This is a genomic window from Williamsia sp. Leaf354, assembly GCF_001424365.1.
Taxonomy (GTDB): domain Bacteria; phylum Actinomycetota; class Actinomycetes; order Mycobacteriales; family Mycobacteriaceae; genus Williamsia_A.
Genome location: NZ_LMPL01000005.1, coordinates 472,578 through 499,415, shown reverse-complemented (window position 1 = coordinate 499,415; position 26,838 = coordinate 472,578). Strand labels below are relative to the sequence as shown.

32 protein-coding genes are annotated in these 26,838 nt (G+C 63.9%); 15 read left to right on the top strand and 17 right to left on the bottom strand.

What is annotated here, in order from left to right:
* Nucleotides 1-3 precede the first annotated feature (3 nt).
* Nucleotides 4-1,281: an acyltransferase family protein gene (locus ASG12_RS18910; protein WP_055793051.1), complete on the bottom strand. Its 1,278-nt coding sequence runs from the start codon at nt 1,279-1,281 to the stop codon at nt 4-6.
* A gap of 427 nt (nt 1,282-1,708) precedes the next feature.
* Between ASG12_RS18910 and ASG12_RS18905 the strand changes: the two genes are divergently transcribed.
* Nucleotides 1,709-2,494: a CHAP domain-containing protein gene (locus ASG12_RS18905; RefSeq protein ID WP_055793047.1), complete on the top strand. Its 786-nt coding sequence runs from the start codon at nt 1,709-1,711 to the stop codon at nt 2,492-2,494.
* A gap of 81 nt (nt 2,495-2,575) precedes the next feature.
* Here ASG12_RS18905 and ASG12_RS18900 read toward each other — a convergent pair whose 3' ends face one another.
* The gene (locus ASG12_RS18900; RefSeq protein ID WP_055793044.1) at nt 2,576-2,848 is read right to left on the bottom strand and encodes a hypothetical protein; all 273 of its coding nucleotides are present in this window, start codon (nt 2,846-2,848) and stop codon (nt 2,576-2,578) included.
* Nucleotides 2,849-2,976: 128 nt separating this feature from the next.
* Here ASG12_RS18900 and ASG12_RS18895 point away from each other — a divergent pair, with 128 nt between their 5' ends.
* A complete protein-coding gene (locus tag ASG12_RS18895) occupies nt 2,977-3,177 on the top strand; it encodes a hypothetical protein (RefSeq protein ID WP_055793042.1) in 201 nt (66 codons plus the stop codon).
* A gap of 14 nt (nt 3,178-3,191) precedes the next feature.
* On the opposite strand, the gene menE is transcribed toward ASG12_RS18895, so the two are convergent.
* Both menE and ASG12_RS18885 read right to left on the bottom strand, forming a co-directional pair.
* Nucleotides 3,192-4,349 (bottom strand): o-succinylbenzoate--CoA ligase, encoded by a 1,158-nt coding sequence (gene menE / locus ASG12_RS18890; RefSeq protein WP_082502158.1) that lies wholly within the window; start codon nt 4,347-4,349, stop codon nt 3,192-3,194.
* On the bottom strand, nt 4,346-4,681 hold the full coding sequence (locus ASG12_RS18885) for a DUF3349 domain-containing protein (protein ID WP_055793848.1): 336 nt from the start codon (nt 4,679-4,681) through the stop codon (nt 4,346-4,348). Before ASG12_RS18885 ends, menE begins: the two co-directional genes overlap by 4 nt.
* Nucleotides 4,682-4,836: 155 nt before the next feature.
* Between ASG12_RS18885 and ASG12_RS18880 the strand changes: the two genes are divergently transcribed.
* The 5 genes from ASG12_RS18880 to ASG12_RS18860 are packed head-to-tail and all read left to right on the top strand — an operon-like array spanning nt 4,837 to nt 7,847.
* A complete protein-coding gene (locus ASG12_RS18880; protein ID WP_055793036.1) occupies nt 4,837-5,271 on the top strand; it encodes a hypothetical protein in 435 nt (144 codons plus the stop codon).
* Nucleotides 5,272-5,286: 15 nt separating this feature from the next.
* The gene (locus tag ASG12_RS18875; protein ID WP_082502157.1) at nt 5,287-5,601 is read left to right on the top strand and encodes a WXG100 family type VII secretion target; all 315 of its coding nucleotides are present in this window, start codon (nt 5,287-5,289) and stop codon (nt 5,599-5,601) included.
* On the top strand, nt 5,598-5,909 hold the full coding sequence (locus ASG12_RS21920; RefSeq protein ID WP_055793031.1) for a WXG100 family type VII secretion target: 312 nt from the start codon (nt 5,598-5,600) through the stop codon (nt 5,907-5,909). Before ASG12_RS18875 ends, ASG12_RS21920 begins: the two co-directional genes overlap by 4 nt.
* A 1-nt stretch (nt 5,910) precedes the next feature.
* A complete protein-coding gene (locus tag ASG12_RS18865; protein WP_055793029.1) occupies nt 5,911-7,206 on the top strand; it encodes a putative toxin in 1,296 nt (431 codons plus the stop codon).
* Entirely contained in the window at nt 7,206-7,847 is a 642-nt protein-coding gene (locus tag ASG12_RS18860; RefSeq protein WP_156378187.1) for a hypothetical protein, read from the top strand. Before ASG12_RS18865 ends, ASG12_RS18860 begins: the two co-directional genes overlap by 1 nt.
* A 12-nt stretch (nt 7,848-7,859) precedes the next feature.
* Here ASG12_RS18860 and ASG12_RS18855 read toward each other — a convergent pair whose 3' ends face one another.
* From ASG12_RS18855 to ASG12_RS18845, 3 genes are read right to left on the bottom strand one after another with little or no spacing between them, the layout of a single operon-like run.
* Nucleotides 7,860-8,165, bottom strand: coding sequence for a DUF3349 domain-containing protein (locus ASG12_RS18855; RefSeq protein WP_055793024.1), 306 nt, complete (start codon nt 8,163-8,165; stop codon nt 7,860-7,862).
* A 7-nt stretch (nt 8,166-8,172) separates the two neighbouring features.
* The gene (locus ASG12_RS18850; RefSeq protein ID WP_055793021.1) at nt 8,173-8,457 is read right to left on the bottom strand and encodes a hypothetical protein; all 285 of its coding nucleotides are present in this window, start codon (nt 8,455-8,457) and stop codon (nt 8,173-8,175) included.
* Between the two features lie 33 nt (nt 8,458-8,490).
* Nucleotides 8,491-9,726: an inorganic phosphate transporter gene (locus ASG12_RS18845; RefSeq protein WP_055793018.1), complete on the bottom strand. Its 1,236-nt coding sequence runs from the start codon at nt 9,724-9,726 to the stop codon at nt 8,491-8,493.
* A gap of 555 nt (nt 9,727-10,281) precedes the next feature.
* Here ASG12_RS18845 and ASG12_RS18840 point away from each other — a divergent pair.
* Nucleotides 10,282-11,055: a cutinase family protein gene (locus ASG12_RS18840; protein ID WP_156378186.1), complete on the top strand. Its 774-nt coding sequence runs from the start codon at nt 10,282-10,284 to the stop codon at nt 11,053-11,055.
* Nucleotides 11,056-11,096: 41 nt separating this feature from the next.
* On the opposite strand, the gene ASG12_RS18835 is transcribed toward ASG12_RS18840, so the two are convergent.
* The gene (locus tag ASG12_RS18835) at nt 11,097-12,275 is read right to left on the bottom strand and encodes an NADH:flavin oxidoreductase/NADH oxidase (RefSeq protein WP_055793014.1); all 1,179 of its coding nucleotides are present in this window, start codon (nt 12,273-12,275) and stop codon (nt 11,097-11,099) included.
* A gap of 504 nt (nt 12,276-12,779) precedes the next feature.
* Between ASG12_RS18835 and ASG12_RS18830 the strand changes: the two genes are divergently transcribed.
* On the top strand, nt 12,780-12,971 hold the full coding sequence (locus ASG12_RS18830; RefSeq protein ID WP_055793011.1) for a hypothetical protein: 192 nt from the start codon (nt 12,780-12,782) through the stop codon (nt 12,969-12,971).
* Nucleotides 12,972-13,177: 206 nt separating this feature from the next.
* Here the strand turns inward: ASG12_RS18830 and ASG12_RS18825 are convergent, their stop codons facing one another.
* The 4 genes from ASG12_RS18825 to ASG12_RS18815 form a co-directional block, all read right to left on the bottom strand.
* Nucleotides 13,178-13,930 carry an SGNH/GDSL hydrolase family protein gene (locus tag ASG12_RS18825; RefSeq protein WP_156378185.1) on the bottom strand — a complete coding sequence of 251 codons (753 nt, stop codon included), beginning with the start codon at nt 13,928-13,930 and terminating at the stop codon, nt 13,178-13,180.
* Between the two features lie 75 nt (nt 13,931-14,005).
* Complete coding sequence (locus ASG12_RS18820; RefSeq protein ID WP_156378184.1) at nt 14,006-15,271, bottom strand: hypothetical protein; 1,266 nt, start codon at nt 15,269-15,271, stop codon at nt 14,006-14,008.
* 728 nt (nt 15,272-15,999) lie between these two features.
* Nucleotides 16,000-16,128, bottom strand: coding sequence for a hypothetical protein (locus ASG12_RS22280; protein ID WP_268810457.1), 129 nt, complete (start codon nt 16,126-16,128; stop codon nt 16,000-16,002).
* An 84-nt stretch (nt 16,129-16,212) separates the two neighbouring features.
* Nucleotides 16,213-16,620, bottom strand: coding sequence for a VOC family protein (locus tag ASG12_RS18815; RefSeq protein WP_055793001.1), 408 nt, complete (start codon nt 16,618-16,620; stop codon nt 16,213-16,215).
* 123 nt (nt 16,621-16,743) lie between these two features.
* Between ASG12_RS18815 and ASG12_RS18810 the strand changes: the two genes are divergently transcribed.
* The 3 genes from ASG12_RS18810 (at nt 16,744) to ASG12_RS18800 (ending at nt 19,623) form a co-directional block, all read left to right on the top strand.
* Complete coding sequence (locus ASG12_RS18810; protein ID WP_055792999.1) at nt 16,744-17,796, top strand: LLM class F420-dependent oxidoreductase; 1,053 nt, start codon at nt 16,744-16,746, stop codon at nt 17,794-17,796.
* A gap of 34 nt (nt 17,797-17,830) precedes the next feature.
* Entirely contained in the window at nt 17,831-18,745 is a 915-nt protein-coding gene (locus ASG12_RS18805; protein ID WP_055792996.1) for a sialate O-acetylesterase, read from the top strand.
* 68 nt (nt 18,746-18,813) lie between these two features.
* On the top strand, nt 18,814-19,623 hold the full coding sequence (locus tag ASG12_RS18800) for a class I SAM-dependent methyltransferase (protein ID WP_200932812.1): 810 nt from the start codon (nt 18,814-18,816) through the stop codon (nt 19,621-19,623).
* 31 nt (nt 19,624-19,654) lie between these two features.
* Here the strand turns inward: ASG12_RS18800 and ASG12_RS18795 are convergent, their stop codons facing one another.
* A complete protein-coding gene (locus ASG12_RS18795) occupies nt 19,655-20,431 on the bottom strand; it encodes an SGNH/GDSL hydrolase family protein (RefSeq protein WP_055792993.1) in 777 nt (258 codons plus the stop codon).
* Between the two features lie 154 nt (nt 20,432-20,585).
* On the opposite strand from ASG12_RS18795, the gene ASG12_RS18790 reads away from it, so the two are divergent.
* Together ASG12_RS18790 and ASG12_RS18785 are read left to right on the top strand one after the other, a co-directional pair.
* Nucleotides 20,586-21,551: an NAD-dependent epimerase/dehydratase family protein gene (locus tag ASG12_RS18790; protein WP_082502154.1), complete on the top strand. Its 966-nt coding sequence runs from the start codon at nt 20,586-20,588 to the stop codon at nt 21,549-21,551.
* Nucleotides 21,551-22,753 carry a glycosyltransferase gene (locus tag ASG12_RS18785; RefSeq protein WP_055792988.1) on the top strand — a complete coding sequence of 401 codons (1,203 nt, stop codon included), beginning with the start codon at nt 21,551-21,553 and terminating at the stop codon, nt 22,751-22,753. Before ASG12_RS18790 ends, ASG12_RS18785 begins: the two co-directional genes overlap by 1 nt.
* A gap of 7 nt (nt 22,754-22,760) precedes the next feature.
* Here ASG12_RS18785 and ASG12_RS18780 read toward each other — a convergent pair whose 3' ends face one another.
* Nucleotides 22,761-23,462 (bottom strand): FkbM family methyltransferase, encoded by a 702-nt coding sequence (locus tag ASG12_RS18780; RefSeq protein WP_235457805.1) that lies wholly within the window; start codon nt 23,460-23,462, stop codon nt 22,761-22,763.
* Between ASG12_RS18780 and ASG12_RS22170 the strand changes: the two genes are divergently transcribed.
* Nucleotides 23,358-23,633: a hypothetical protein gene (locus tag ASG12_RS22170; protein WP_235457846.1), complete on the top strand. Its 276-nt coding sequence runs from the start codon at nt 23,358-23,360 to the stop codon at nt 23,631-23,633. The genes ASG12_RS18780 and ASG12_RS22170 overlap by 105 nt on opposite strands.
* A gap of 56 nt (nt 23,634-23,689) precedes the next feature.
* On the opposite strand, the gene ASG12_RS18775 is transcribed toward ASG12_RS22170, so the two are convergent.
* From ASG12_RS18775 to ASG12_RS18765, 3 genes are read right to left on the bottom strand one after another with little or no spacing between them, the layout of a single operon-like run.
* Entirely contained in the window at nt 23,690-24,850 is a 1,161-nt protein-coding gene (locus tag ASG12_RS18775) for an acyltransferase family protein (protein WP_082502153.1), read from the bottom strand.
* Nucleotides 24,851-24,892: 42 nt separating this feature from the next.
* Nucleotides 24,893-25,387: a serine O-acetyltransferase gene (locus tag ASG12_RS18770; protein WP_162243446.1), complete on the bottom strand. Its 495-nt coding sequence runs from the start codon at nt 25,385-25,387 to the stop codon at nt 24,893-24,895.
* 50 nt (nt 25,388-25,437) lie between these two features.
* The gene (locus ASG12_RS18765; RefSeq protein ID WP_055792978.1) at nt 25,438-26,811 is read right to left on the bottom strand and encodes a lipopolysaccharide biosynthesis protein; all 1,374 of its coding nucleotides are present in this window, start codon (nt 26,809-26,811) and stop codon (nt 25,438-25,440) included.
* Nucleotides 26,812-26,838 lie beyond the last annotated feature (27 nt).

Here is a 26,838-nt window from a genome sequence, read left to right as displayed (position 1 = left end):
ACACTACTTCCGAGAAACCTCGCGACCGACTGCGGTGGCGGGTACCGAACCGCCCTGTGCTGTCTGCTGGTCGGTGCGGCGCCGGAATCGTTGCTGCGCGGGTTTCTCGATGAGGAGATATGTCGCCGACGACAAGAGCAGCGTCACCACGAAGACGAGGACGACATTGGCGTAGAAGCCGGGCAGTGTCGCGGGGAAAGCCCAGTGATGGCGCGCCAGCGTCCAGATGACGGGCATGTGCCAGAGGTAGACGCTGTAGGACACCTCGCCGACAAACCGGAACGGCAGCCAGTCGAGCACCCGCGCGGCCACTCCCGGCGCACCGGCAGGTAGGGCTACGAAAAGGACGACCGCGCCGAACAACACGGCGAAGCCGGTGTTCTGGAGGACGGTCCCGTGGGCCAGCCATGCCGCGACGGCGCCGGTGAGGAGCGCGGTCCAGCGCGCCGGTGTGACGAGATGGGGCGGCAGAACGTCGGCGGCGAAGAGTGCCGCGATGACCGCGGCCAGCATGCCGAATGCAAACAGGTCGGCGTGGACGAAGAAGGATCGAGCGAGCACGGCCGTCCAGCTGCCGCCCCATTCGAGGTAGAACCAGTCGGCGAACGATGTCGGGTTCGACACCTTCGCGAGCACGGCCTTACCGAGAAGACCCAGCAAGAGCAGTACGACCGCTGGGGCCAGGGCGAGAAGCGCGGCACCGCGTCTCGAGCGACGCAGTCGGAACGCAACCCAGGCGAGAACCGGGAGCACGAGGTAGAAGATCAGCTCGACCGTCAGGCTCCACGACACCCCCAGACCGGTCCTCATCGTGGATGGGAACAGTGTCTGCACCATGAAGAGGTTGGAGAGCAGCTTCACCGGGTCGGTCAGGTAGCCGACGGTGTCGGGGACGCCCTCGGGCCCATCGCCGGGGAGTATCGCGCGACGGAAGGCCGAGCCCACCACGAGCGACGCCACGAGCAGGATCACGATGTACACGGGAAAGATGCGCACTGCGCGATTACGGAAATAGCCTCCGATCACGGGGAATCGTCTGCCCGTGACGATCGCCGCCGCGAACGAGCGGTACAGCAGGAACCCCGACAGGGTGAAGAAGAGCGTGAGGCCCTGGTCCATCAGAGCGATCGGCGGGTCGGCGGCCCCTTTGTCGACACTCCCGGCAAGGTTCACGCTGACGTGCTGGATGAGGACGGTGGTGGCCGCGAGCCCTCGCAGACCTTCCATGCCGACCAGGCGTGACCCCCACGACGGTGCCTGCGGATCAGCGATCTTCCTCATTGCGCGATTGTCACTCCGACCGCATTCGCTCAGCGTCACCCGAACGCACGACAGTGGCACCGGGCGCTCACGCGGGCGAGGTCCGGCACATCGACCGGTGGTGACCGCCGGGCCGCGGGGTCGCGTCTACGAACTCCCGAAACGCGGTGCGGAGGGTGCGGTTGCTGCCGGCAGGGTGAACTCGTCGGCGTAGTGCTTGCCGGCGCCCAATTCCGACGTGTGAAGCACGATGAGCAAACGCTGCCCACGGGCTCTGGTGCGCGGATTGCTTTGCGGTGCTACACAATTGCTTGACGTAGCTGTCGTGAAATCGGAGGACTGTCATCGCGCGCTGTCTCGGATAGCTTTCGTTTGCTGTCCCCGGTTGAAGGGAGATCGATTCCACCGGAGTCGAAGAGGGGACCCACAGCAACAATTCGGAGGCACAATGCTGAAGTTCTCGACGAGACGGCTCATTCGGCGGGCGTCGGTGTCGGTGGTGACACTCGGGGTCGGCTTGGGGCTGGTCTCGACGCTGGGCATCGGGACGGCCGCGGCCGCCCCGACCGCTCGCGCGGTTGTCCAAACCCAGAAGATGTCCGATGCCACGCTCAAGTCGCGCCAACTCGGTTGGTACGCCAAGAATTCCACTCTCACCCTGGTTTGCTACAAGCGCGGCCAGGCCGTCTCGGGCGCGTTCAGCAAGTATGTCCCGGGCGGGAAGAGCGACATCTGGTATCAGGTGAACGATGGCGGCTTCGTCGCCGACATCGACATCTCGACCGGCACGAACAACACCGTGACAGGGCCCTGCGGTGTGTCGTCACAGCCCGCGCCTGCTGCTCCGGCGCAATCGTCGGGCTCACGTGAGAGCAAGGCCATCTCCTGGGCGGTCAGCCAGGTGGGTTCGCAGGCATACAACTTTGCCTGCCAGCAGTTCGTGGAGAACGCATTCGGAACGCGCGGTCGTTATGGCTCGGCGATCCAGATGTTCAACGCCCTGCGGTCATCCGGTGCGATTCGAACCGGCACTCCGCCCGCAGGCGCGCTGGTCTTCTCGAAGAGCTCGTTCGACAAGGGGTACGGCCACGTCGCCCTCGCGATCGGTGGTGGGCGTTACGTCTCCGGCGGTATGCCAGGGCCGACCGTCAACTACATGAGTTCGCCCAGCCCGGCGCGCTCCGGCACCTATCTCGGATGGGCGATGGCCCCGTCCAGTTGGCCCGGCCGCTAGGCGAGCGCGAAAACGACACGCCCGCGTCTGCTCGTCAGGCGCGGGCGTTGTCGTGTGCGCGCCCCCGATGTGCCGTGCCGGCTACTTCTGTGATCGCCGAACTCTCCAGCCGCCGACGCCGGCGATCAGAACGGCGATCACCGACAACAGGTCCGATTCGGTGACGCCGTGGTGGAGATTGAAGCTGAGGATCACGTGGCCTTCGATGGGGCCGTTCGCGAGCACCCACACGACCGCGACGGTTGTCAGGATTGCCGAGGAGATCACGCTGGGTCGTGCCAGCGACCACGCGGCGGTCACGAACAGCAGGTTCATGACGACCAGTGCGTAGAAGAAGTCCGGGTCGATGGGCATGTGACCAGTGTGCTTGATGAGAACTCCCGGGGTGGAATGTCGGGTTCTGGCGATCGCCATCGCGGCATTCGGTCGCTATCATCGCGGCCGGGGAGAGGGGCTCTATGAATCATGGGCAATGGACAGAGATGGTCGAACGGGTCGTTTCCGAAATCGACGACCGCATCAAGCACGGCGAACTACCAGGTCACATCCTGACCTTTGACGATGCAGCGGCGCACAGTACCCAACCGTTCGGGTGCGTCGACCAGCTGTGCAACGTCGATCGCGGCAATGTGATCGCAGGTGTCGACGAGGTACTGCGCATCCGCGCAGGGGGCGTGCACTAGCGACCATTCGAGCGTCAGCTCAGCGACAGCCGCAGCGCTGCCCGGTCGATCTTGCCCGGTCCGCGAAGGGGGAGCGCGTCGACGATATGGACATCGCGCGGCGCAGCAGACCGGTCGAGCCTTTCGGTGACCGCGGCGCGCACGCGTTCGGGGTCGATGGTGGCGCCGATCGACGGGACCACTGCCGCAACGACTTTCTCGCCGAGGCGCTCATCGGGTAGGCCGAACACGGCGCATTCGGCGACCGCGGGATCGCTGAGGATGGCCGCTTCGACGACCTGGGGGACCACGGTGAGGCCGCCGGTGGTGATGGCCTCGTCGGCGCGGCCAATGATCGACAGGACGCCGTCGTCGAGGCGGCCAAGGTCGTCGGTGCGGTACTCGCCTGGGACGGCGAACGCGCTGTGGTCCGGCACGTTCCGGTATCCGCGAGCGACCATCGGTCCCCGTAGGAGCACCCGTCCGACACCGTCGACGTTCGCCGAGTCCAGGACGATCTCGACATCCTCGAGCGGCACGCCGTCGTAGACGCAGCCTCCGCAGGTCTCACTCATCCCGTAGGTACGCACAATTGGTAGCTGGGCATCAATCGCTCGCTGCTGCAACAACTGTGGCGTCGCGGCTCCGCCGATCAGCACGGCGTCGACCTCGCGAAGCGCAGCAGTCGCATTCGGGTCATCGAGCACCTTGATGAGCTGCGTCGGCACCAGGGAGGTGTACCGCCGAGGACCGTCGATCGTGTCGATACCGCGGATCATGTCTGCCGGGTCGAAACCACGGGCGACGTCGATGACGACTGGTGTGAAGCCGGCCCGCAGACACCGCAACAGCACCTGCAGGCCGGCGATGTGGTGGGCCGGCAGCGCGAGCAACCATCCGCCGGGCCCGCCGAGTCGTGCGTCGGTGGCGGCCGCCGACGCGGCCAGGGTGGCGGCGGTGTGAAGCGCACCCTTGGGGACGCCGGTGGTGCCCGAGGTGGCGATCACCAACGCGATGTCGTCATCGATCTGCTCCCCAGCGCCCAATGCCGACTCAAGTCGTTCGATCTCGCGGGGATCGCCGGCGGGCACGGGCAGCGCAGCGATCGAGCCGTCGATGATGGCGTGCAGGTCGTCGACGACGTCGAGAACCGACGGCCCCGACGCGAGGGGAAGTGCGGTGAGGGTTCTCAGGACGGACCCGGAGCTTCGCCGGGGTGGTCGGTGTCGAACTGCCAGCCGGCCTTCTCGAGGAGCGCGCGCACTCGCTCGACATCAGCATCCGACGGCATCTCGTCGGTCACCTTCGTGATCAGGACGCCCACATCGATCCGGCTGATCGGTTCGTGGGTGGGGTCAGCGTCGAACTCGGCAACGAGCAGGTCGGCGATCTCGTGGACTTCGTCGTCGGTGAGCTGTCGGCGTAGCAAAGCCATGAGCGGAACATAGTCCTGCTGCGGCACGCCGTTGGGGTATCCGGCGCGCAGCCAGTTCATGATCGAGCGCATCAGTTGCGGTCGGTCCATGGGTCCCTCCCCAAAGCGGTTGAAGACGTGGCGGTTGGTCTCCACGTACTCCCCAAAATCTTCCCACATCGATGACTCCCCGAGCCGTGCGAACCAGGCCCGCGAGACACCGGTGCCATCGTGCTGTCGACACTTTTCAACGGTACGGTTCTGCAATGCGTTGGAGGGATGAGACCAGCAAAGAGTGCCAGGCTGACTTCGATTCGCTTCTCGACGAGGTGATCGGTCTTGCCGCCGAGCGGATCGCGACCAACTGGGGCCTCACGCCGTTCGCGCTCGTCGTAGATGCGCGCGGGGTAAAGGGCTTGGTCGGCACGCTTGACGACGACGCCGACGGTGTCACGATGTCAGACACTCCCATTCGCGATCGGGTCGTCGATCGGGTGGCGTCGTTGCGAGACGAGGTTCGGTCCGTCGCTGTCGTATCGCAGGTTATCCCGGAAGGTTCGAAGGACACCGAGATCGAGGTGTTGCTCGAGCATCGTGAATTCGCGCTCCAGATCCTCGTCCCGTATGAGATGCCCGATTCGACCACGTTCAACCTCGGAACCATGAGAGCCGCAAAGTCCACGCATCTCGTGTGGACCTGACCGGGAGTCGAGTGAATGGATCCGTTACGCGTATCGATCGACGCTCAGCTCTCGGCGGCGTCTGCTGCTCGTCAACACGCGGACTCGATGAACACTGAACTGACGGCGATCACTCGAAAGGTCGACGATCTGCTCGATATCTGGAAGGGAGGCGCGGCGACCTCGTACGGCGAGAGTTGGCGCGAGCTCCACGAGGCGGTCGAGCTCATCATCTCGGAGTTGTCGTCGATAGGCGACGGGCTCGGAGCGTCTGCGACCCGATACATGCAGACCGACACAGGAACGGCGGCCGCAATTCGCGATGCCCCGGGCCCGAGGCTCAACCTGTGAGTGGCGGCAGTCCGGACGACGGGTATGCAGTTGACCTGCAGCTCTTGGACGAGACGACCGCCGAGGTCTCGCGGTTCCTCGGCAAGCTCTCGAGCCTGGTGGACGACGTAGAACGCGATGTTGCGAAACAGTGCTCGACGACATGGTCGGGTGACGCGGCGAAAGCCTTCACCGAGCACCAAAGCCGTTGGGAGGCCGCCATGTCGCGGGCGAGGGGTGAGCTCGAGGAAATGCGGCTCGCCGCCCAGACAGCGCATTCGAACTATTCGGCGGCGCGGGCGGCCAACCTGTCGATGCTGGGTCGCTAACATGGTGGATGTAGTCCGGCCCCAGAACTATTGCGCCGCGTCGACAACGGTTATCGGCGCCGCCGCCTCCATCGCCCACGTCCACTCGGCGACAATGAGTGCGATCGCGGGAGCGAGCGAGATGGCCGGTACGGATGAGACCGGCGACAAGTTTGCGACTGCGTACGACTCACTGGCGGGTGCCTTCGAATCGCTGGGCCGGAATCTGGCCGACGGCGTGCACAACTACGGATGCATTTTGCGGCAGGCCGGAATCAACCACGCCACTGCGGAGGCACAATCAAACATCGGTGCTCCACCGCCCCCAGCCCCTCCTCCAGATCCTGGTCGCTCGCCACTCACTCAGTGCATGGCGGTGCAGAGTGCAAAAGGTGGCGTAGGCAACGGCCTCGAGGAAGTCATCGGGCTCCTACAGGCCGCCGGAATCCCGATTCCGAACGGAGACACCGACAAGCTGAATGCTGTGGCAAATGCGCTGTCGCGTGTCGCGAGCGGCGAGGCCCCCGCGGCGCGCGATCAGCTGCAATCGGCGTCGGAGTCCTTCAGTGAGCTCAACGGTGTCGAGGTCGACGCCATCGTCGAAGACCTGGAAGAGCTGAGTTCGGCGGTCGACTCCTACATCGGTGCCGCGTCTGCACTTGTCGAAGCGGTCAACGAGCACAAGAAATACCTCGACGATGTCCGATCGCAGATGAGCGACCTGCTCGAGGACATGGCGAAACAACTGGCTGTCGACGCCGTGATCAGCATCGGAATAACTGCCTTGACCGCCGGTTTCGGGGGTTTTGTAGCCGGCGGAAAACTGGCGGCCACTGTCGCGCGCTATGGCGAGAAGATCAAAAACGTGGTGTCGGCTGTGCGCAAGATCAACGGCGGCCGCAAGATCGAAAAGGCTGGCGAGCATGTAGCTGACATCGAATCTGAAAGTCAGCGAATCCTTCGATTCCTCCGAATGGAACTGAAAGACGCCACCAGTCAAGGACAGCGAAACAATGTGAGTGGCCGCATCGGTGAGTTGAAGGCAGGAATCGACCCGAACGTTCCCAAAACGCCAATTGAGATCAATGGTAGAACCAGGATACCTGACGAACTTGACCCCCAAGCCATGACCATCAAAGAAGTGAAGAATGTCAATTCGCTCAGCGCGACACAACAAATCAAGGACATGATCGATATTGCGAATCAGAGAGGATATCGCTTCGAACTCGTAGTGGACAGCCGGACAACGGTGAGTGGGCCACTGCAGAAGTTACTCGATGAGAATGGCCTCTCAATCACCCGAATGGAGTTGAACTGATGCCCGGCCCATCCGAACAGCGGCTTGCCGCGTTCGCTCTGGTGAACGCAGATATTGCAGCGGTGAGCGAGCGTGCGGGTTACGAGTTCCGCAGACTCGTCGAACTCATAAACACTCAGAAGCGGTATCCGGCGCTTGTTCCAGTGCTGATCGAGTGGGTCAAGACTGTTGACGAGCGGACCTCGTTGACGGATCCGCGTGATCTCGGTGATCTGCGCGAATCGCTGTACCGTGCTCTGACGACGTTGGATGCGTTGGGCACTGAGGCGGTTCCATTGCTGCTGACGCAGTACAAGGTCGATCCGCTGTTGAGCGATTTCAACTCTTACGGATTGTCGAACGCGCTGCTGTATTTGGCGATGCCGTCGAACTTCGACGATATTGCGAGACTGGCTCAGGATCGATCGATCGGCGGGCGGTCGCCGTTGTTGGATTGGTTGATTCAGCAGGGGCGTGAGGACGGGCTGCAGATTGTGGTCCGCGAGATCGAGGACCCGAAGGTTCGGCCTCTGGCGATCAAGCACCTCCGCAAGTTCCGGCCGTTGCCGACAGGTCTGCGCCCGGTGATCGAACCGTACCTGGATGACCCCGATAGTGAGGTGCGCAAACAGGCGAAACTCACGTTGAAGAAGCTGCCGTGAGCTGCGGGGGCGTCACCGAGCAGGCACTGCGAGCGGCCACCCGACCGACGCCAGGCGGGACGCCACCTGGTTGATCTCCTCGGGGTTCGGCTCGATCTCGATCACCTTGTGGATCGCACCGCGGATCTGGTCCTCGGTGACCGGGTCATCGGTGCCGTGTTCTTTGAACACCGTCAGGATCGCGCGGGTGACCTGCTCCTCGTCGAGCGAGCGCTTGAGCAGCGCGAGCAGCGGGAAGTAGTCCTTGGGCGGCACGCCCTCGGGGTATCCCTCGCGCAACCAGCCGAGGATTGATTCGAAGGTGTTGCTCTCGGTCATCGGGTCCTCACTTCACCGGGGCGAACGGGAAGAGGTTCACCCCGAAGTGGTAGTTGATGGTAGTGCGCGTGATCCACAGGATCCCGACCACGATCACCGCGGCGATGAGCACGAACAGCGCGATACCCGCAGCCCGCAGAGCGGGATTCGAGGCGGACGTGCTGCCGTCGGCGTTCACGTCGCCGGATCCGGCGGCATAGAGGCGCAGGCCGATGGCGAAGACGGCGGGCAGTCCGGCGCCGAGGATCAGGCCGATCACGAGGACTTTGAAGATCGCTTCGAAGGTTTCCATCTCAGGTTCCCTGGTTCTCTGTGTGTCCGGCGATCAGCGCGAGCCGACAGTGGACGGCGACTCGGCGGCGATCTCGGCCGGGATGACCGTGTTCGACGACTCGTCCCATTCGGCGTTGACGTTGTTGTGGTCGACCTTCTGCTGCTGTGCGCGCCAGTACATGTAGCCCGAGAGCGCGACCAGGACCACGAAGATGACGATGGCGCCGGGGGCACCGCCGATGGCGTTCGCGATGAAGAAGCATGCGGCGCCGACCAATCCGGCCAGCGGGAGGGTGGTGACCCAGGCGACGACCATGCGGCCGGCGACGCTCCAGCGCACCGATGCGCCGGGCTTGCCTACACCGGAACCGAGGATGGAGCCGGTCGCGACGTGGGTGGTCGACAGCGCCATGCCCGCGGCACTCGAGGTGAGGATGATCGCGGCCGAGGAAGCTTCGGCGGCGAGACCCTGGGGTGCCTTGATCTCGACGAGGCCCTTGCCCAGGGTGCGGATGATGCGCCAGCCGCCGAGGTAGGTGCCCGCGGCGATCGCGATGGCGCACGAGAACACGATCCAGACCGGCAGGCCTTCGCTGACCGAGCCGGCCGAGAGGTGGCCGGTGGCGATGAGCGCGAGGGCGATGACGCCCATGGTCTTCTGTGCGTCACCGGTGCCGTGGGCCAGCGAGACCAGCGATGCGGTCGCGATCTGGCCGGCGCGGAAACCGCTGTCCTTCTTGTTCTCGGCGATCTTGGCGGTGATCGCGTAGATCAACCAGGTGCCGAGTGCGGCGACGACGAGCGCGATCACCGGGGCGAGCAGCGCCGGGATGATGATCTTCTGGGTGATGCCCTCCCAGTTGACGCCCGAGGTGCCGATGGCGGCGAGGCCGGAACCGATCAGGCCACCGAACAGCGCGTGCGAAGAGCTCGAGGGCAGGCCGAACAGCCAGGTGAAGAGGTTCCAGAGGATGCCGCCGATGAGGCCGGCGAAGATGATGACCAGTGCCTTCTGGCCGTCGAGACCGCTGACCAGGTCGCCCGCGCTCGGGCCCTTGGTCTGCTGGATCTTGAGGACGTCCTTGGTGATGGTGGCCGCGACCTGAACCGACAGGAAGGCGCCGACGAGGTTCAGTACCGCCGCGATGGTCACCGCGACCTTCGGCTTGAGTGCACCGGTCGCGATCGAGGTCGCCATCGCGTTTCCGGTGTCGTGGAAGCCGTTCGTGAAGTCGAATCCCAGTGCCGTGACGACCAGCAAAACCAGGATCAGCATCTCTGCGCTCATGACGCTCATTGTGGGGTCACGACTGGGCGAATGTCTAAGGGATGGTGACTGTTACTCACGGTCTGACCTGGCTCTTTGTGCTTACTACAACCCCCGTTTACCGATTGTTCATCTGACCGGATGGCGAGTGGGCGGACGGCGGCCTCTCGCTCGGGTCTTAAGAGTTACTGAGAGACCGATTTGTTACTCGCAATTGTCGGTTGAACGGAGGATTGTGGAGGGATGTTCGTGCATCGGTTCGTTGCTCTGGTGGCCGCGTTGATCGCGCCGCGGGTCGGCGACGGTGACCGAGTCCCACGGCGGCGTCGCCGGCCCCCTCAACCCGAGTGCACCTGCGCGGCCTGCACGTGGACCCGGGACTGATCGACGCGTGATCCAGCCTGCTGTGTCGCCGAGTTGAGGCGTGGGTTGGCCGAGCGGTCGCGCGGCATCATCGGCGGGGTGCGGTGGAGGATTCGTTTGTGGGCGGCGGCTGTGGCCGGGCTCTCCGCAACGTGTCTCCTGGCTGTTCCCGCGGCCCCGGCCACGGCAACCGCGCTGTCGTGCGCGCCGGCGGTGGTTATCCCGATTCGCGGGAGCGGCGACGGCAGTATCGGCCCGCAGCGGTACGGCGACATGGTGACCGACGGCTGGGAGGGCGCGACGCTGAGCCGATTGCTCACCGCGACGTACCGCGATCAGACGGCGATCCGCGCAGTACCGGTCCTGTCGGTGGGCAGCGGGTATCAGGCCGTCGGCACCGCGGACGGGATCCGGCACCGCAGCTTCGGGCGGTCGGTGGCATCCGGGGTCGCGACGGCAATCGCTGCCTACGACGCCGCGCGATCCGAGGGCAGCCCCGGGTGCGCTCCGATGGCCGTGCTCGTCGGGTTTTCGCAGGGCGCGGCGGTCGCCCACGGGGTGGCGGTCGAACTGGCGAAACGCTCAGCGGTAGCGGCGGCGTTGTTGATGGGCGATCCCCTGCAGAAGCCCGGCGCCGACGGGGTCATGGGGACAGGCGACGGCGGCGAAGGTGTGTGGCGAAACCCGGTCGGTGCGTTCGTCAGCGGTGTCGATGATCGGAGCGCCGACGCGTTCTATGCCCTCGCCGACGTTCGGCGGATGTCGGTCTGTCACTCCAGGGATCCGGTGTGCGACTTCCGTGCCGGCACCGACATCTCCGGCCACCCGCACACGACCTACCTCGCCGACAGCACGAAGTTCCAGACCTCGGCGAGCACTCCACCGCTACAGCGAACAGAGCTCGCGGTCCTCGCGTCGACACTGCGGAGCGACATCCGTTGGGCCACGGAGAAGTACAACCGGGCGTTCGGTCTCACTGCCATCTGATGCCGAGATCGCACGAGAGAGGCGGCTCGTGGCGTCAACGGTCAGGCGGCGGACTCCTCGTCAAGCGTGATGTCGGCGGCAGCGGGTAGTCCGATGCTGGGCTCGTGGCCGCGGAAGTTCTCCAGCCACCACCGCCAGTCATCGGGCACCAGCTCGAACGGGTTGTCGTAGCCGAGTTCGCGAGCAGCCCATACCGGCCAGTGCGGATTCGACAGCGCCGGGCGGCCGAGGAAGGCAAGATCGATGATCCCGCTCCGGACGACCTCATCGGCCTTCTCCGGCACTCCGAGATTCCAGCTCGTCGCAATCGGGATGTCGACCTCGGACTTCAGGCGCTCGGCCCGCGAGAGCATGAACGCCTGCTCGCCCATCGGGTTGTCGCGCATGTCGTCGGTGTTGAAGCCGAGAGAGATGTCGGCGAGATCGAGGCCGTGCTCCTTCATCCACCCGATGGCTGTGATCGCGTCCTCGAACTGGGTGCCGTCGGGGTGCAGATCATCGGCCCCGAGACGCATCGTGAACGGGTACTCGTCGGGCCACACCGCACGTACCGCGTCGAGCGCCTCGAGGTGGAACCTTGTCCGGTTCTCGAGACTGCCGCCGTACTCGTCGGTCCGCTGGTTGGCCAGCGGTGAGAAGAAGCTGGCCCCGAGATAACCATGTGCGTAATGCATCTCAAGCCATTCGTAGCCGGCATCAACCGCGCGCAGAGCCGCGTCCGCGTAGCTCTTGTAGAGATCCTTGATCTCGTCTCTCGTGAGCTCGTGCACCGGGAACGAGTGGTCGCCGCCGTAGGGGATCGCAGACGGCGCGCGGCAGGTCCAGCCCTGCGGGTGGTCGGGTGGGAGCTGCGATCCGCCCGGGTACCCGTCGATGGTCTTGTACTTCGGCACCTCGCTGCCCTTGCGGCCGGTATGGCCGAGCTGAATGCCCGCGACGCCGCCGAACATCTTGATGGTGTCGGTGACGCGCTTGTGACCCTCGATCTGGTCGTCCTTCCAGATTCCCGAGCAGGTTGTCGACGTGCGACCGTCCGGCGTGATGGCGACTTGCTCGGGGAACACCAGACCGAATCCGCCGGCGGCTCGGGCACCGAGATAGCTGACGTGGAAGTCGTCCATCTTCCCGTCGGTGGAGCGGTACATCGTCATGGGCGACATGACGATTCGGTTGCGAAGGGTGACACCTTTGAGCGTGTAGGGCGAGAAGAGATTGGGCATGGGATCCCCCTGCGGATCAGTGCGGCATTGAGTAACCGCGTTTCACGCCGTCGGGATCTGCGGTGTCTCCAGTTGACCAATAGTCGGCATCACCCGCGTTACGTCGTGGGCTGCAGTCGGTAACCGTGTGCTCACCGCGCTATGGGGAGCGGCGTGAGGCCGAGACGGTCATCTTCGGAAACCTATGGGCAAGTGTGGGTGCCAACCGAATACGTCACCGCGGACACCGTGCGTCTCTGACCGAGGGGTCTCGCGATCTCCCGTATCGCCGACGGCAACACCCGCACGAGCCAAGACTGCACCGAGGCCGCGCTGTGGTGTCCGGTCGCCGCGAGCTAGCAGTGGTGGCTGATCGGGTCGTCGTCGTCCAGTCGGGTCCATTTGGGGCACCAACCCCGCGTCGAACTGCCTCTACGTCAACGCCGGGGCGACCGGTGTCGGCGCCGGGGACCGGCCAACGACGGGCGTGGCAAGCCTTCTTGGCCATGATGGCGTCGACCGAGTGTGCACTCAGCCGACGGCATCCTGCGGATGGCCGCGACGCCGGTCTCGCAGGGGGCGATCAGCATGGTCGGTCTTGGCATCGGTGGCGACATCGCGGGCCTGTCGCCGCTGGAGTTGGGTGAGATCGCCGCGGTGATGGCGATCTGCGGTCGGCTGACCCACGAGATTCACCACCAGATCACCGCCTACTAAGCGCGCAAGCGCAACCTCGGCATCGACCGCACCAACCGCAAAGCAGGTGTCTTATCGTGAAGCCGCGGACGCGAACAGCATCGGGCTCGCGGCCTTATTCGCGTCGGTCGCCACCTAGTGCGGCGTCGTGTCCCACCCCAGCGGGCACCTCTTTGCACAGTCGGCGATGCCCGTGACGTGATGGCCTTCGTCGCCCGCTGTTTGGCTTAGATCGCGTCGGTATAGCCGAGCGCGGCGAGGATCCGTTGCGCCATCTGCTTGTGGCCCTGGTCGTTCGGGTGTGCGCCGTCGGCGGTCTCGGGGTAGGCGGGCTGACCGTTCTGGGCGACGTTCGCCGGGTACTTGCGCAGGTCGCCGATCTTAACGAAGGTGCCGCCGTACTCTCTACACAGGGGTTCGATCGCTTGGTCGATTCCCGCGGTGGTGCCGGTCTGCCAGGTGCCGACGCACACCAAGACCGACCGTTTCGCTTGCTGCTGGTCGAGCAACGTCCGGTACTGCTTTGCGAACGTCGCCGCTGGGGTCTTGTTGACGTCGTTCGTGCCCAGCTCGATCACGAGCAGACCGCCCGGATTTGCGGGGGCTTTCACCTGCGCGGCGACCTCGGCGAGCGTCGCGCCTTTCGTTGAGGTCTGGGTGTCGGCGATCGGCCCGTCTTGCACGATGCGCGAATCGATCAGCGCCCGATACGTTGACGACTCCGATGATGCGTTCCACCCCACGGTGAGGGAGTCGCCGATGTACCGGGTGGTGAGCGTGCCCTTGACTCGTTGAGCATTGAGTCGCCCCGCTGTCGCCGCCTCCGCGGGCACCGACAGCGTCGGCAACGTGAGGCCGGCGGTGGTGTTCTCGTCGGCCGGCTTGCGGTCTGAGCTGGTCGCGTACATGACCCCGGCCACCAGCACGACAACGCCGATGAGGATGGCAACGACCGCCGCGGTCCGCCCCTGTTTCGTCACGCGTTCATTGAACCGGACATCGGTACCAGCCCGCACGCCCAGCGCAGGGGATGTCGAACGTTCGGACGACGACCTCTACACCTGACCGGATGGCGTTTCGATGGGTACTTCGGCGCGACGGCGTTGAGCCAAGTAGACAACGAGTGCGGCAACGGCGATTGCAGCTTCAACTACGAGGGTTGCGTCCAGCGGCTGACGGAACCGCGTGCGTGTGAAGAAGACCGCCATCACGGGGGCGTTGAGCAGAAAGATCGCGAGAAACAGCTTCTCAGAAGCTGCAATCGCAACATACCTGCGCAACATAATTCGGATGACGACGGCGGCTACCAGGGCGATAAACGTGAACCAGCCGAGAAGGAGTGCGCCGGTGCCTGCGGTCTGCCCTGAGGCAGGTGCGTTGTACCCGTTGAAGTAGTTTGCCACTTTGCCGACGTACAGCTGTAAAGCGTCGAGTGGGTTCTCGCGAATCCACTGCAGCGCCTGCGATTTGTAGTAGTTCTGCTCATTTATCGGGGACATGTCCCGAGCTGCGGACGTGTACGTGGAGATGTCTGCTGCCGTGCCTGAGTCGGGCGTGGCGTTCGAATTGTTGCCATATAGGAGATTGCCTCCGGAACTGGTGCTGAGCAGGATGAAGGTCCCGAGTGTGATGACGTTCCGAATGGCCCAGGCAGCCAGCGGGACGACGAACGCAGCACCGGTAATCGCGGCCGTCCGAAGCCTTCGCCCCGGTGACGTTTTCCAGACAATCCACACACCGACTAGGGCAACCGTAAACACCATGGTCGGAACCGACAGGACAGCGACCGCGGCAATCAGGCCGGCACCCATGCACTGCTGGGCGCTCATCGATCGGGATTCGTCTATATGACTGCATGCGAGCCACAGTCCCAACAGGCACGCGGTGGCGATGGCCTGCGGGTATAGGGTGGTGCCGATGTAGAGGTTGAGTGGGTAGACAAGCATGAGCGGAGCTGCAACCCACCCCCAGCGAGATTGCGACACAGTTGAGGCGATCTTCCCAGCCCACACCGCCGCCACGATCATCAGCAGCGCTGGAATCAGTAGGAGCAGCCGTTCCGGAGCCCCGACCGCGAGCAGCGGAGTGAGGAGCAGCGGCCAGGCGGGTGGCTTGTAAGCCGTTGGCCCGCCTTTCAGTTGATACCCGTTGCCGTCGATAAGCCCCCGGGCGATCTCGACGTACTCGCGCTCATCGATGTAGCGCAAGGGGTAACCGCTCTTGAGCGCGTAGGCAATCGTCGCCAGCGACAGAAAGGCCGTCAGCAGCTTGATGGATACCGGGACGTCGCGAGTCATCTGCCGTGGAGTGCGGACGGTCATGGAGCGATGATGGACAGGTTTGCTTGCGGTGACCAGCCGAGAACGCGGAGTTCGCGCGTTCGAACGACGCCTGGACTCCGCCGGTCGTCCTAAACCATAAGCCGCGTGGGACGTCGCTCTCGAAATCAGATAATCGGATCTGAACGTAAATCGGAATGCGGAACGGACACGCTCGGTAGGACTTCCGCAACCAGACTCCGAACGGCGCTAGCCGCCCAGCCTGGCGCGTCTGGCGAAACGAAGATCGATTCGACCAGAATTGCGAGATCAACCGACTCACGCATGAACTGCGGGGGGTCTTCGAAATGGCTGCCGTCTTCCATCGACTCACCCGGAAGCGGAAAACCGTGCCCCCCAATTAACCGATATTCGTTCTCGTACTGAAAGCTAAGCCTTTTGAAGATGTAGGGAGCAAACCCGTTGCGTTCGGGTATAAGCGATGTGTTGTAGCCTATATATTGGACAGCCGCGGAGGCGATAAATTAGTTCCTACCAGCGCTTTTTTTTAGTCTGCCGACCGTCGACCGCACCGCCACATCTTTACCCGCGGCGTCGTAAAGTTTCCACAGCGCGTACGACTCATGCGCTCCAATGTTCCAACAGTTTAAGAAAGTTCGTAGACGAAGGTATTCGTAAACCTGAGGAATTTCTCCCGTATAAGCTCATAGTCGTCACCATACATCGACGGGCGACTCGCTTTATTGACCGCGCTGGATGCACCCTCCCATCTATCCGACGCGCGCCAGATGCAGTTCTGAAGTCTGCAGCAAATCGAGCAATCGATAAAGGTCGAGGTAGCGCCACAAGATGGTGTCATCCGGCAGGTCTGGGAGCGCCGGACTGTCGCTGTAAGGCATGACGGCCACGATAGTCGTAAGCGCAGCAACGAGGGTTCGGCTCGGAGATTGTTAAGGCGGTCTTCTCGGCCGGCATAACGCGAGCTATGTGCGCGAGACGAACTCGGTTTTCACCGCCCGCTGATCAGCGCGTAACGGGTGATCCGCCGGAATCTCAACAAAGATGAGTTGACGACCGTCGGGATCCGGGACGTGCATCTCGCGGAGGCCCCACGGCTCTGTGCGAGCTTCACGGGCGATCGAGACGCCGGCAGACTCGAGGACGCGCTGTGTCGTTTCGATGTCGCGCACCTGCAGCCACAACGCGGTGGTCGACTCGTCGCTGTCCGAGGTCATGTGCGACGCGACCTCGATTAGTGTCGACCCGGCGAAGAACACGACCCCGCCTGGATAGGTGCGAGCGATCGCCAGGCCGAGTGTGTCTCGATAGAACGCCAACGTCGCCTCGGGATCGCGCGGACGGAGAAGGACGCGGGCACTCAAAATCTCCATGTGGACTGTCTACCGGGTGAACCTCGAGACATCGAGCATAAGTCGAGTTATGGTCGCGGGTGACGATCGACGCGGATGGAGCGTCGGGCATCATCGACCTCAACGTCGAGGAAGGGCAGTCGCATGAGAATCGGTATGGGCATCAACTACGCCGGAGATTTCAGCGAGACCATCAACAACCTGCTCGAGTTCGAGGCCGCCGGCCTCGACCGGGTCGCGGTTCCCGAGGCCTACAGCTACGACGCGGTGAGCCAGCTCGGTTACATCGCGGCGAAGACAGAAACCCTCGAGCTCGCCACCGGCATCCTGCCGCTGTTCACCCGCACGCCCACCAACATCGCGATGACCGCGGCCGGGCTCGACTACATCTCCGGTGGTCGAGCCGTGCTCGGTATCGGTGCGTCCGGTCCGCAGGTCATCGAGGGTTTCCACGGCGTGAAGTACGACGCCCCGCTGGGTCGTGCCCGCGAGTACGCCGACATCTGCCGCAAGGTGTGGAAGCGCGAGCGCGTCGAGTACGACGGCAAGTACTACAAGCTCCCGCTCACCAAGGAAGACGGCGGCACCGGACTCGGCAAGCCGCTCAAGCTCATCAACCACCCGATCCGCGACCGCATCCCGATGGCCCTGGCCGCCATCGGACCCAAGAACGTCGCGCTGGCCGCGGAGAAGTTCGAGGAGTGGCAACCGATCTTCTTCCACCCCGACCACGTCGACGCCGCCTTCGGTGAGCCGCTCAAGGCCGGCAAGGCCAAGCGCGACGCAGAGCTGGGGGAGCTGCAGATCTCGGTGACCACCGCGCTGCTCATCAGCGACGACGAGACCGCCAAGGACAACGCCCGCGCGCTGGTCTCGCACCAGGTGGCGCTCTACGTCGGTGGCATGGGTGCCCGCGGCAAGAACTTCTACAACGATCTCGCCGTCCGCTACGGCTACGTCGACGAGGCCAAGACCATCCAGGACCTCTACCTCGACGGCAAGAAGCAAGAGGCCGCCGACGCCGTGCCCGACGACCTGGTGCGCCAGATCTCGCTGATCGGATCGGCGTCGGAGGTCAAGGACCGCGTCCAGGCGTTCGAGGCCGGCGGTGTCACGATGGCCCTGGCCACACCGATGGATGTCGACCATGCCGCCAACGTTCAGCAGATCCGTCTCCTGAAGGAGATGATCAGCTAGTCACGCCAACTGCCCGACCCCGCGAAGGAACTCGATGCCGTCACCGTTCGACCCCGAACTGCGCACCTACGACGAGGACCGCGCGATCCACGGCGACTATCCGCTGAAGCTGCAGATGCTGATGCGGGCGAAGACCATCGTCAAGAAGGCCATCGCGACCGGCACGCCGGTGGAACCGTACGACGAGCCGTACACGGTGATAGCGGTCCTCGGGCAGTCGAACGCGGCAGGCGCAGGCAAAGAGGTCGGCGGGACCACGCCCACGCCGCCGAACCCGCGGGTCCATCAGTGGCCGGGGTGCGGGCGGTACCGCGGGCGTAAGCCACTCGCGGCGGTCGATCCGCTGCTGCACGAGGTGCCCACCAACGGTGTGGGCTTCGCGACCGAGTTCGGATCGCTGCTCGCCGACGCCTCCGGCAAGCCGGTGCTGCTGGTGCCGACGGCGCGGGGCGATACGTCGTTCTGGCCGAAGAACGGCTACTCGTGGAACCCGGCGAACACCGACGTGCGCGTGAACCTGTTCAAGTACGCCTGCAAGCAGATCGACTCCGCGTTGAAGTTCAGTGGCCAGCCGCTGAGCGGAATCCTGTGGCACCAGGGCGAATCCGATGGACCGCTCACGCCTGCGGAGCTCTATCAAGAGCAGTTCGACCTGCTGATCGCCACGCTGCGGGTCCGCTACGGGCCGGTACCGTTCATCCTCGGAGGCCTGAGCCCCGAGTACATGCGTTTCGGTCCGCCGAAACTCGCCGGCATCGACGCCGTCCACAAGGACACCCCCAACCGACACCCGAACGCGCGGTTCGTCGAGCCGCCCGACGGCATGCTCAACGGGTCGCCCGGTGTTCCCGGCGTCGTAGAAGATCCCCACTTCACGGCCGAAGCAGGCCGCATCATCGGTCGGCGAATGTTCAGCACGTACCAAGAGATGACCTCCGCAGGCAGCTGAGCGAGAACGCCACGAGCGAGTCCTTCAAACGTACCTTCGTACAGCTCGCTCGGATCTAGGGTCGCGGAATGGACAGGAACACACTCCCATTCCTCCGCGTCGCGACTCGCAACCGACTCCGTGAACGCAAGCTCCGTCGCGTTCTCGGGCCCGATCTCGGCCGCCCGGTCTCGTGGCAGGCCACCGACAATCCGTTGGTGGGGGAGACCGCCGCGATCTTCGAGTCGTCGCATGACGTGCACAAGTGGTCGCAGTATTTCGAGGCCTACGACGCCGTGCTCGCCCCGCTGCGAGATCGACCGATCAGGATGTTGGAGATCGGCGTCTTTCGCGGTGGATCGCTCGAGATGTGGCGGAAGTACCTTCACCCGGAGTCGCTGATCGTCGGTGTCGACATCGATCCCGACTGTGCGACGTTCGACGACCCGGATCGCAACATTTACGTGCGCATCGGCCCCCAGCAGGACACGGCATTCCTCCGGGGTGTGATCGACGAATTCGGCCTGTTCGACGTGATCCTCGACGATGGTTCACACGTCAACTCCCACATCATCGACTCGTTCACCTATCTGTTCCCGAATGCGTTGGCGGACAGCGGGGCCTACATGGTGGAGGACATCCACGCCAACTACTGGTGGACACATGCCGACCAACCGGAGACGTTCGTCGACTTCACCACATCGCTCATCGACGCGATGCACGCCCACTATTTCTCGACCGTGGGGGAGCAACTCTTCCACGCGGGAGATGCGAAGCGGGAAAATGCGATTCAGGTCCCCTTCGCGACAACCATCGTGGGCAAGGTCGAGTTCTACGATTCGATCGCGGTGATCCATCGCCGCAATCGAGAGCTCCCGCGGTCGATCTTCCGGGCCTGACATCGCTTTCGCGACCGGTCCGAGGCGGTGCTTATCGCGGAACCCTGACGGGTCCGATGCCGGCCCTTGCAAGCTGTGCGGACAGCTGAGCCGCCAGCTTTTGATGTCCCACGAGAGTCGGGTGCAGTCGGTCCGGTCCGATGATCGTCGGCGCCGTTGCGGGCGTGATGAACGAACGCATGTCGACGAAGGTCCATCGCGTGGCGAGCGCCGCGGCGCGGATCGCGACGTTGATCGCGACGCGGGGGCCGGTCAGGCGACCCGCACGGTCGGGTGGGACACCGAGGACGACATGTTTCGCGAGAGGGTAGCGATCCCGCAGGCTGGCCATCACCCAAGCCGCGTTGGTTCGTATCAGAGCGGCAGGCACGTTGCTCAGAGCATCGTTGACCCCACCTTCGAGCAACACCACCGAGATCGGCGGCACTGGCAACTCGCCGAGCGCGGAGTCGCTCACCTGACTGACGAAGTTGGGCCATCCGTCGACGCGTGACTCGACAACGTATCCAGTTCCCCCATGGCCGGACTGGGTGACGGTGTAGCCGAGTCCGTTGAGCGCGATCCGGCCGAACGTCTGCGACCGGGTCACCCCGTCAGAACCGGTGAAGTACGAATCGCCGAAAGCCAGCGCGTGTACCTGCCCGGCCCAGGGGTCTGTGAGCTCGTCGATCTGTGCTGCGGAGAGCGAAGGATCGGTCGGACTCAACTCCCGACCCTCCGTGACCACGACTCCCGTGAGCAGGGCCAGAGCGCAGGCGACCACTGCGAGCTGGAACGCCCATCTCGTCGCGGGGAAGCCGGATCGCATGGATGAATCGTCACCTATGCAGCACGGTTCGACATCTCGAAAACTGTCCATCGGACAGACCACACGGATGAGGTGCGCCCGATGGGCGCCGCACTGGAGACCCGGCGCGTAGCCTCAGAACACCCGAAGCGCTGGCGGATCACTCGGCGTCTGCATGGGCGAACGGAGGACGACACAGATGACGCGGTGCGCAGTGCTGGGCGGGTCGGGATTCATCGGAACTCATCTCGTGAACGAACTTCTCGCGCGTGGCCACCACGTGACCACCTTCGGACGACGACGTGCCCCACAGCCGGATTCCGACGTACTCAAGCACGTTGTTGGCGACTTCTTGGACCGCAGCACGATCAACGAGGCGATCACCGGAGCGGACTACGTCTTCCATCTGATCTCCCTGACCACGCCCGCCAGCTCGGATGAGAACCCGTTCATCGACGTGGAGACGAACGTTCGCATGTCGGTCCTGTTGTTGGAGGCATGCGTCGAACAAGGGGTCAGACGGGTCATCTATGCGTCCACCGGCGGAGCGATCTATGGAGATGTCCAGCGAGAACGACATTCCGAGACGGATCGGATAGAGCCGCTGTCGCCCTACGCGATCGGTAAGAGTGCCATCGAGAGCTACCTCCGCTACTTCAGGGCTCGCCACGGACTCGACTCGCTGAGCCTCCGGATCTCCAACGTCTACGGTGAGGGCCAGGCCTCCAAGAACGGCCAGTTCGGCATCGTGCCCACCTTTCTCGATCTGCTGGTGTCGGGTCGGCCGCTCACCGTTATGGGCGAAGGCGACATGGTGCGCGACTACATATATGTTCGTGACCTCGTGACGTGCATGGCGTCGATCTTCGATACACCTGATCTGCCGCACGATCTGTACAACTGCGGATCAGGCGTGGGAATGACTGTGCTGGAGGTGATCTCGGCTATCGAGGCGGTGACAGGGTATTCGGCGGAACTGACCCGGAGGCCGGTCCCCAGCTCGTTCGTTCAACACGTGGTTCTCGACTGCTCGCGGCTGGCCACAGACTTCGGAATGGTTGCCGATACGCCTTTCTCGACGGGTGTGGCGAACGTGTGGAATTGGATGCAATCCGACACGGCGCAGGTTCGGACACACTGATGCGAATACTGTTGATTCACAACTTCTATCAGCTCTACGCCGGAGAGGACAACGCCTTCGAGGAGACTGTTGCCGCACTCGACGACCTCGGGCACGAGACGTTGGTGTTGACGAAACACAACGACGAGATCCCGTCGTCACGTCTGCGGCGCATGGTGTTCGCTCCCTATCTGCTCGTGTCCATCTACTTCAACCCGGCAAGCTTCGTGCGAGTGTTCCGGGCCGCTCGAAGATTCGGCCCCGATGTCGCGATCGTGCAGAACGTCTTCCCGCTCCTGTCACCCTCGGTGTACGTCGCACTCCGACTCGCGCGTGTTCCCGTCATGCAACGGCTCCTCAACTACCGAGTGATGTGCGCCAACGGCATCCTCTTCACCGAGGGCTCGATCTGCGAGCGCTGTCTCGGTGGGAGTTTCACGAACGCGGTCCGCTATCGGTGCTACCGCGGGAGCCGGGTCCAATCAGCGCTGCTCGCCTCGAGTCTCCGCTTGTGGAAGGTGCTCGGGCTGTGGCGGTGGGGGGCCCAGACATACCTACCCTCGACAGACTTCCTCATCGAGAAGCTTCGTCCGTGGCTGGCGGCGCATCCACGCATCACAGTTCGGGTGCGGGCGCCGAAACCGCCCGAGGACGTCCCGGCCCCGAACGGGCGTGGCCGAACAGTTCTGTTCGTCGGGCGCATCGTTCGAGAGAAGGGCATCTTCACGCTGCTCGACGCCGCCGGCCGACTTCAGGTGAGCGATCCAGAGGTGACTTTCCGGATCGTCGGGGTCGGTGACCATCTCGACGAGGCGCAGGCCTATGCCGAGCGTCTACGTCTGGGCAACGTCGTCTGGCTGGGTAGCCAGTACGGCGAGCAGGTGTGGGATGAACTGCGGTCTGCCGGGATGTTCGTCGTTCCCTCCGAGTGGTACGACAACCTGCCAACGGTGGTATCGCAGGCGATGTTCTCCCGTGCGCCGATCGTGGCCAGTCGCATCAACGGGATCCCGGAGGTGGTGTCTGATCGGCAGAACGGTTTGCTCTTCGCTCCGGGTGATGCCGAGGACCTTGCTGAGAAGGTGCGTGAAGTGTTGACCGATGCAGTGGGCGCGCGCACCCGGGCCGACAACGCGTTCGCCACGGCGCAGCGCGAATTCGGCGCACAGAGCTTTCGTGACCGCCTTGTCGCGGTGATCGACGCGCAGCCGTGGGCGTCGTGAGCCGGCCTCAGCGGAGAGTGTCGAGGACTCCACGGTCCACCGAGGACACTGCCACGACGTCCCAGTAGGGCGGCTGTCCGGGGTTGCCGAGAGTCGAGCTCATCTCGAGCAGACTGGGGTCGCCGGAGGCGAATCTGCCCACCATCGCTCCGAGGTTGTCGTAGACGGCGACCTCCGGATAGCCGAGCTCCTCGAGTTCGTGGAAGATCGCCGCGGCGTCGTGTCCGCTCACCTCCTCGGTGAGCCGGGGGTCGAACTCGAAGAACACGACAGGATGCGCCGCGTTAAGCCAGGGCGACATCGATCGTATGATGCCGACGTCGTGTCCGTCGGTGTCGATCTTCACGAGATCGGCATCGGCGAACTGCACGTGATCCTGCAGGATCTGGGTGATGGTGCGCACGGGGATCGACTCTGCAGCAGTCGACTCGGTGACCAGTCGTGCGGTCCCGGCGCCTCGATTGACAGAGGTGGTCGCGAGTTCGACATCTGCAGAGGCTATGTAGCAGTTCTCGATCGCCACCGATCGAAACGCCGAGGCGTTCCAGGCCAGGTAGGGGAGGTACACCGGGTCGCCTTCGACGCAGAGAGCCTCTGTTGCGGTGTGGCTTTCGATGATGGCGACAGAATCGCCGACGTTCGCCCCGATATCGATGACGCGCAGTGGGCGGTCCAAATTGCGGACCCGGCTGATGCCGGCGGCGGCCACCCCCAAGTTGGCCGAATACTTCGGGAAGTAGGCCCGGTTGATCGGCAGGTCGTGGCTCAGAGGTATGAGGATGTCGACCCTGCCGAGGCGGTACGAGATCGGCGGATCATGGAGTTTGACAACCGTTCTCCGGAGAAGGTGCAGCAATTTTCGCACGACCGCGCGATCTGATGCGGAAATCTCAGCCGCCAGGAGATTCATCAGGACGCCGGCAGGTCGTGAGTGGTTCACCGCTGAGCGGTCGCTTCTCGGTCAACCGGGGCGGCCTGCGCGGCTGTTCTCCGAGCCAGCCAGTTCCGTAGCCACTTTCGGGCGGGCTCCTCGACAAGGTGGTACAGAAGAGCGCCGCAGACCACAGATGCGCCGAAGAACAAAATGATGACGCCCAGACGCACGACCAGCGACGAATCAACGAAATCGTTCGGGTCGATGAGCTGTCGTAGAACGCTACGACAGGTCACATGCAGAAGGTACAGCGAGAAGGAGATGCGCCCGAGCCACTCGAGCGGGCGGGAGCTGAGGAAGCCACGCAGGGGACCGGATGAGCCTGCCACCGCCATCACGCTGAAGATGGCCAGTGGAACCACCGCGAGCTGCAAGGTGATCGAATCCCCGCGTTCCCACAGAACCACCGCAAGCGCGACGGCTCCGATCACGCCCGCGACATCCCACCGGATCGACACACCAAATCCTGCCTTCTGCCAGCCGACGTACATGAGTGCGCCGCAGGCGAACTCGGTGGCGACGTGAATCCAGAACATCGGACCGCCGATGTTCTGGTTGCCGGTATAGCTGTAGGCGCCGATGAGCGCTCCCGTGCCGGCGAGTGCGACGATCGTGGCGCCCGTGTAGGCCTGGGAGACCGAGCGGATCCTCACCAGTAGTGCTGCGAGCAGTGGGAAAGCAATGTAGGCGGCCATCTCATAGGTGAGTGTCCACGCCGGCGCGTTCCATGGGTTCGCCGGGAAGGCCCCCTGAAGCAGTGCCAGATTCACGGCGAAAGAACTCGCGCGGTAGTACTCCGGGTTGGGGAGTGTGACACCCACATGACCTGCAACGAGCCAGAGCACGAGAATCCCGAGCAGCACAGTGAGGTGGATCGGGTACATACGGGCGAACCGCGCCCACATGAACCTGCCGTATTCGGCCCAGGAAAACGGATGGAGTCGATCGAGATAGGTATAGGCGATGATGAAACCGCTGAGGGTGAAGAACACCATCACACCCAGCCCTCCGCCGTTGATCAGTTTTGTCGCGTGCCGACTAATGGGTGCGAGGGCGTAGAGGATCTCTTGATAATGAACCGTGATGACGGCGAAAGCGGCAATGGCACGTAGCCCGGTCAGATGCCGGATGTGTGGTCTGTCCGAACCGACGATCGCTGCCATCGCGTGATTCTAGCTACTGAATAGGTAGTTTGGCCTGGCGAATCATCGCATCGGCGAGGGCCGGACGGCGGCGGGATTCCCGATTGCTGTGGCCCCGTCAGGAATGCTCTTGACCACGACGGCACCTGCTGCGATGGTCGCTCCCCGTCCGACGGTGATTCCTCCGAGGGCTATAGCGCCGGCGCCGAACGACACACCGTCGCCGATGGTCGGCACCGGTCCGCCCTCATGTGCGTGTCCGATGGTCACGCCGTTCCGTAGCTTCACGTCGGAGCCGATGACGCACTGATCGTTAACTACCAATCCGTAGCCGTGATAGATGCTCACGCCCGGCCCCACACGGGTCTTGGGTCGCAATTCGATACCGAACACCATCTCGGTCAGCGCGCGATACGCGGCGCTGAGCACCTTCCCCGGCAGTGTCGGATTCCGGCGATCGCGCATCACCACCTGGCAGGCGCGTAGGAAAACGAGTACCAGTTGCGCCTTCGGGTCTCGCGGATTGGCGGCGCGGTCGCGTCTGATGAACTCGCGCACGGTCGAGGTGGTGGGCCAGAGTTGGTCGGCCGCGAGCGCCGGGGGGTTCGTCATGTGGCGCTCCAGGAGTTTCGTTGCGGAATACCATCGGGTCGGCGCAGGACATTGCGGCCCATCACAACGAAGGGGAACCCGGCGATGCAGAGATGCGCGAGGAGCATCGCCAATGTGGAGCCCTCCAGTCCCAAGTGCCGGGTCATATAGACAGACAGTGGAATTGTCGCGACAAGCAGTACGGCAGAGAGGATCGCCTGCGGACGCAACACGTCAGCGGCGTTGAGCAGGAAGCTGATCTGCGTCATCACGAAGCTGTAGCAGGTCCACGCCGCCAAGGCGACCAGAAGCGCGAGCGGTGGAATCGAGTCCCCGCCCGCCCACAGCTCGATCACCGGACGACCGATGACGACGAGGACCGCGGAGATCACGAGGACGGGGATACCGGTGACGCGAAAGACGCGCCAGAAGTTCACGCGTACCCACGTGATGTTTCCCTGTGCCATCGCCCTCGCCGAACTCGCCCAACTCTGCTGAAGGCCCCCGACGAACAGCGTCGATACGAGTGAGTACGCGCGAGTTGCGATCCCCAGAATGCCTGCGGCTCGGGAATCCAGTACGTAGGCCACCACAAGGGTGTTGGTCTGGAACGACACGGCTGAACAGGCCCCGAGAACCATGAAGTAGAAACTCGAATGACCGACGGCCCGAACCGCTTTCCACGACACCGCATCCCAGAGCGGCGAGATCGCACCGTCGGCAACCGACAGGTAGACGCCGGTTTGAACCGCCAACGCGATGGTGGGCACGAGTACGGTCGCGACCACGAAGAGCCAGAGCGACGCGTTGAGAAGAGCGCAGATTCCGGTCGCTGCGACGCCGGCGGCCGCCCCCGCGACCAGATACCAGTTGTTGACCGCGCCGCGTTCACGGGCAAGACAGATCCGCGAGCCCAGGGTTCCCGGGATGGCGATGCCGAGCGCGAGGGCGAACACCACGATCGACAGCCGTAGATCGAGATCGGTGATGCCGGGAGTCTCGAAGAGGAGCGCGCGGGGTACGGCGAGTGCCACCAGCGTTCCGGCGACAGCGACCACTGCCCCTATCGCCGCGGTGGTCACCACTGCGATGCCGATATCGCGTCTCGCGCGGGACAGGTCTCCGGCGGAGAGACTCGAAGAGATCGTCGAGATGGTGCTGTTCCCGATCCCCAGATCGAGAAAGCCGAGCGTGGTGACCAGGCCGGTGAGGATGGCGACGACACCGAATCCGGCCGTACCGAGCGATCGCGCGGCGATCGCGACGACGAGGAGGTTGAGGACGGTCATGGCGATTTTGCCGCCGAATCCGGCGACGATCGCGCGGTTGACCGCGCCCGAGCTGGTCGCCCCGGGTAGTAGTTCCACAGGGTCGGGCGCGTCGCGGGTCATAGGTCGCCCGCGGGTGACGGGGGGTAC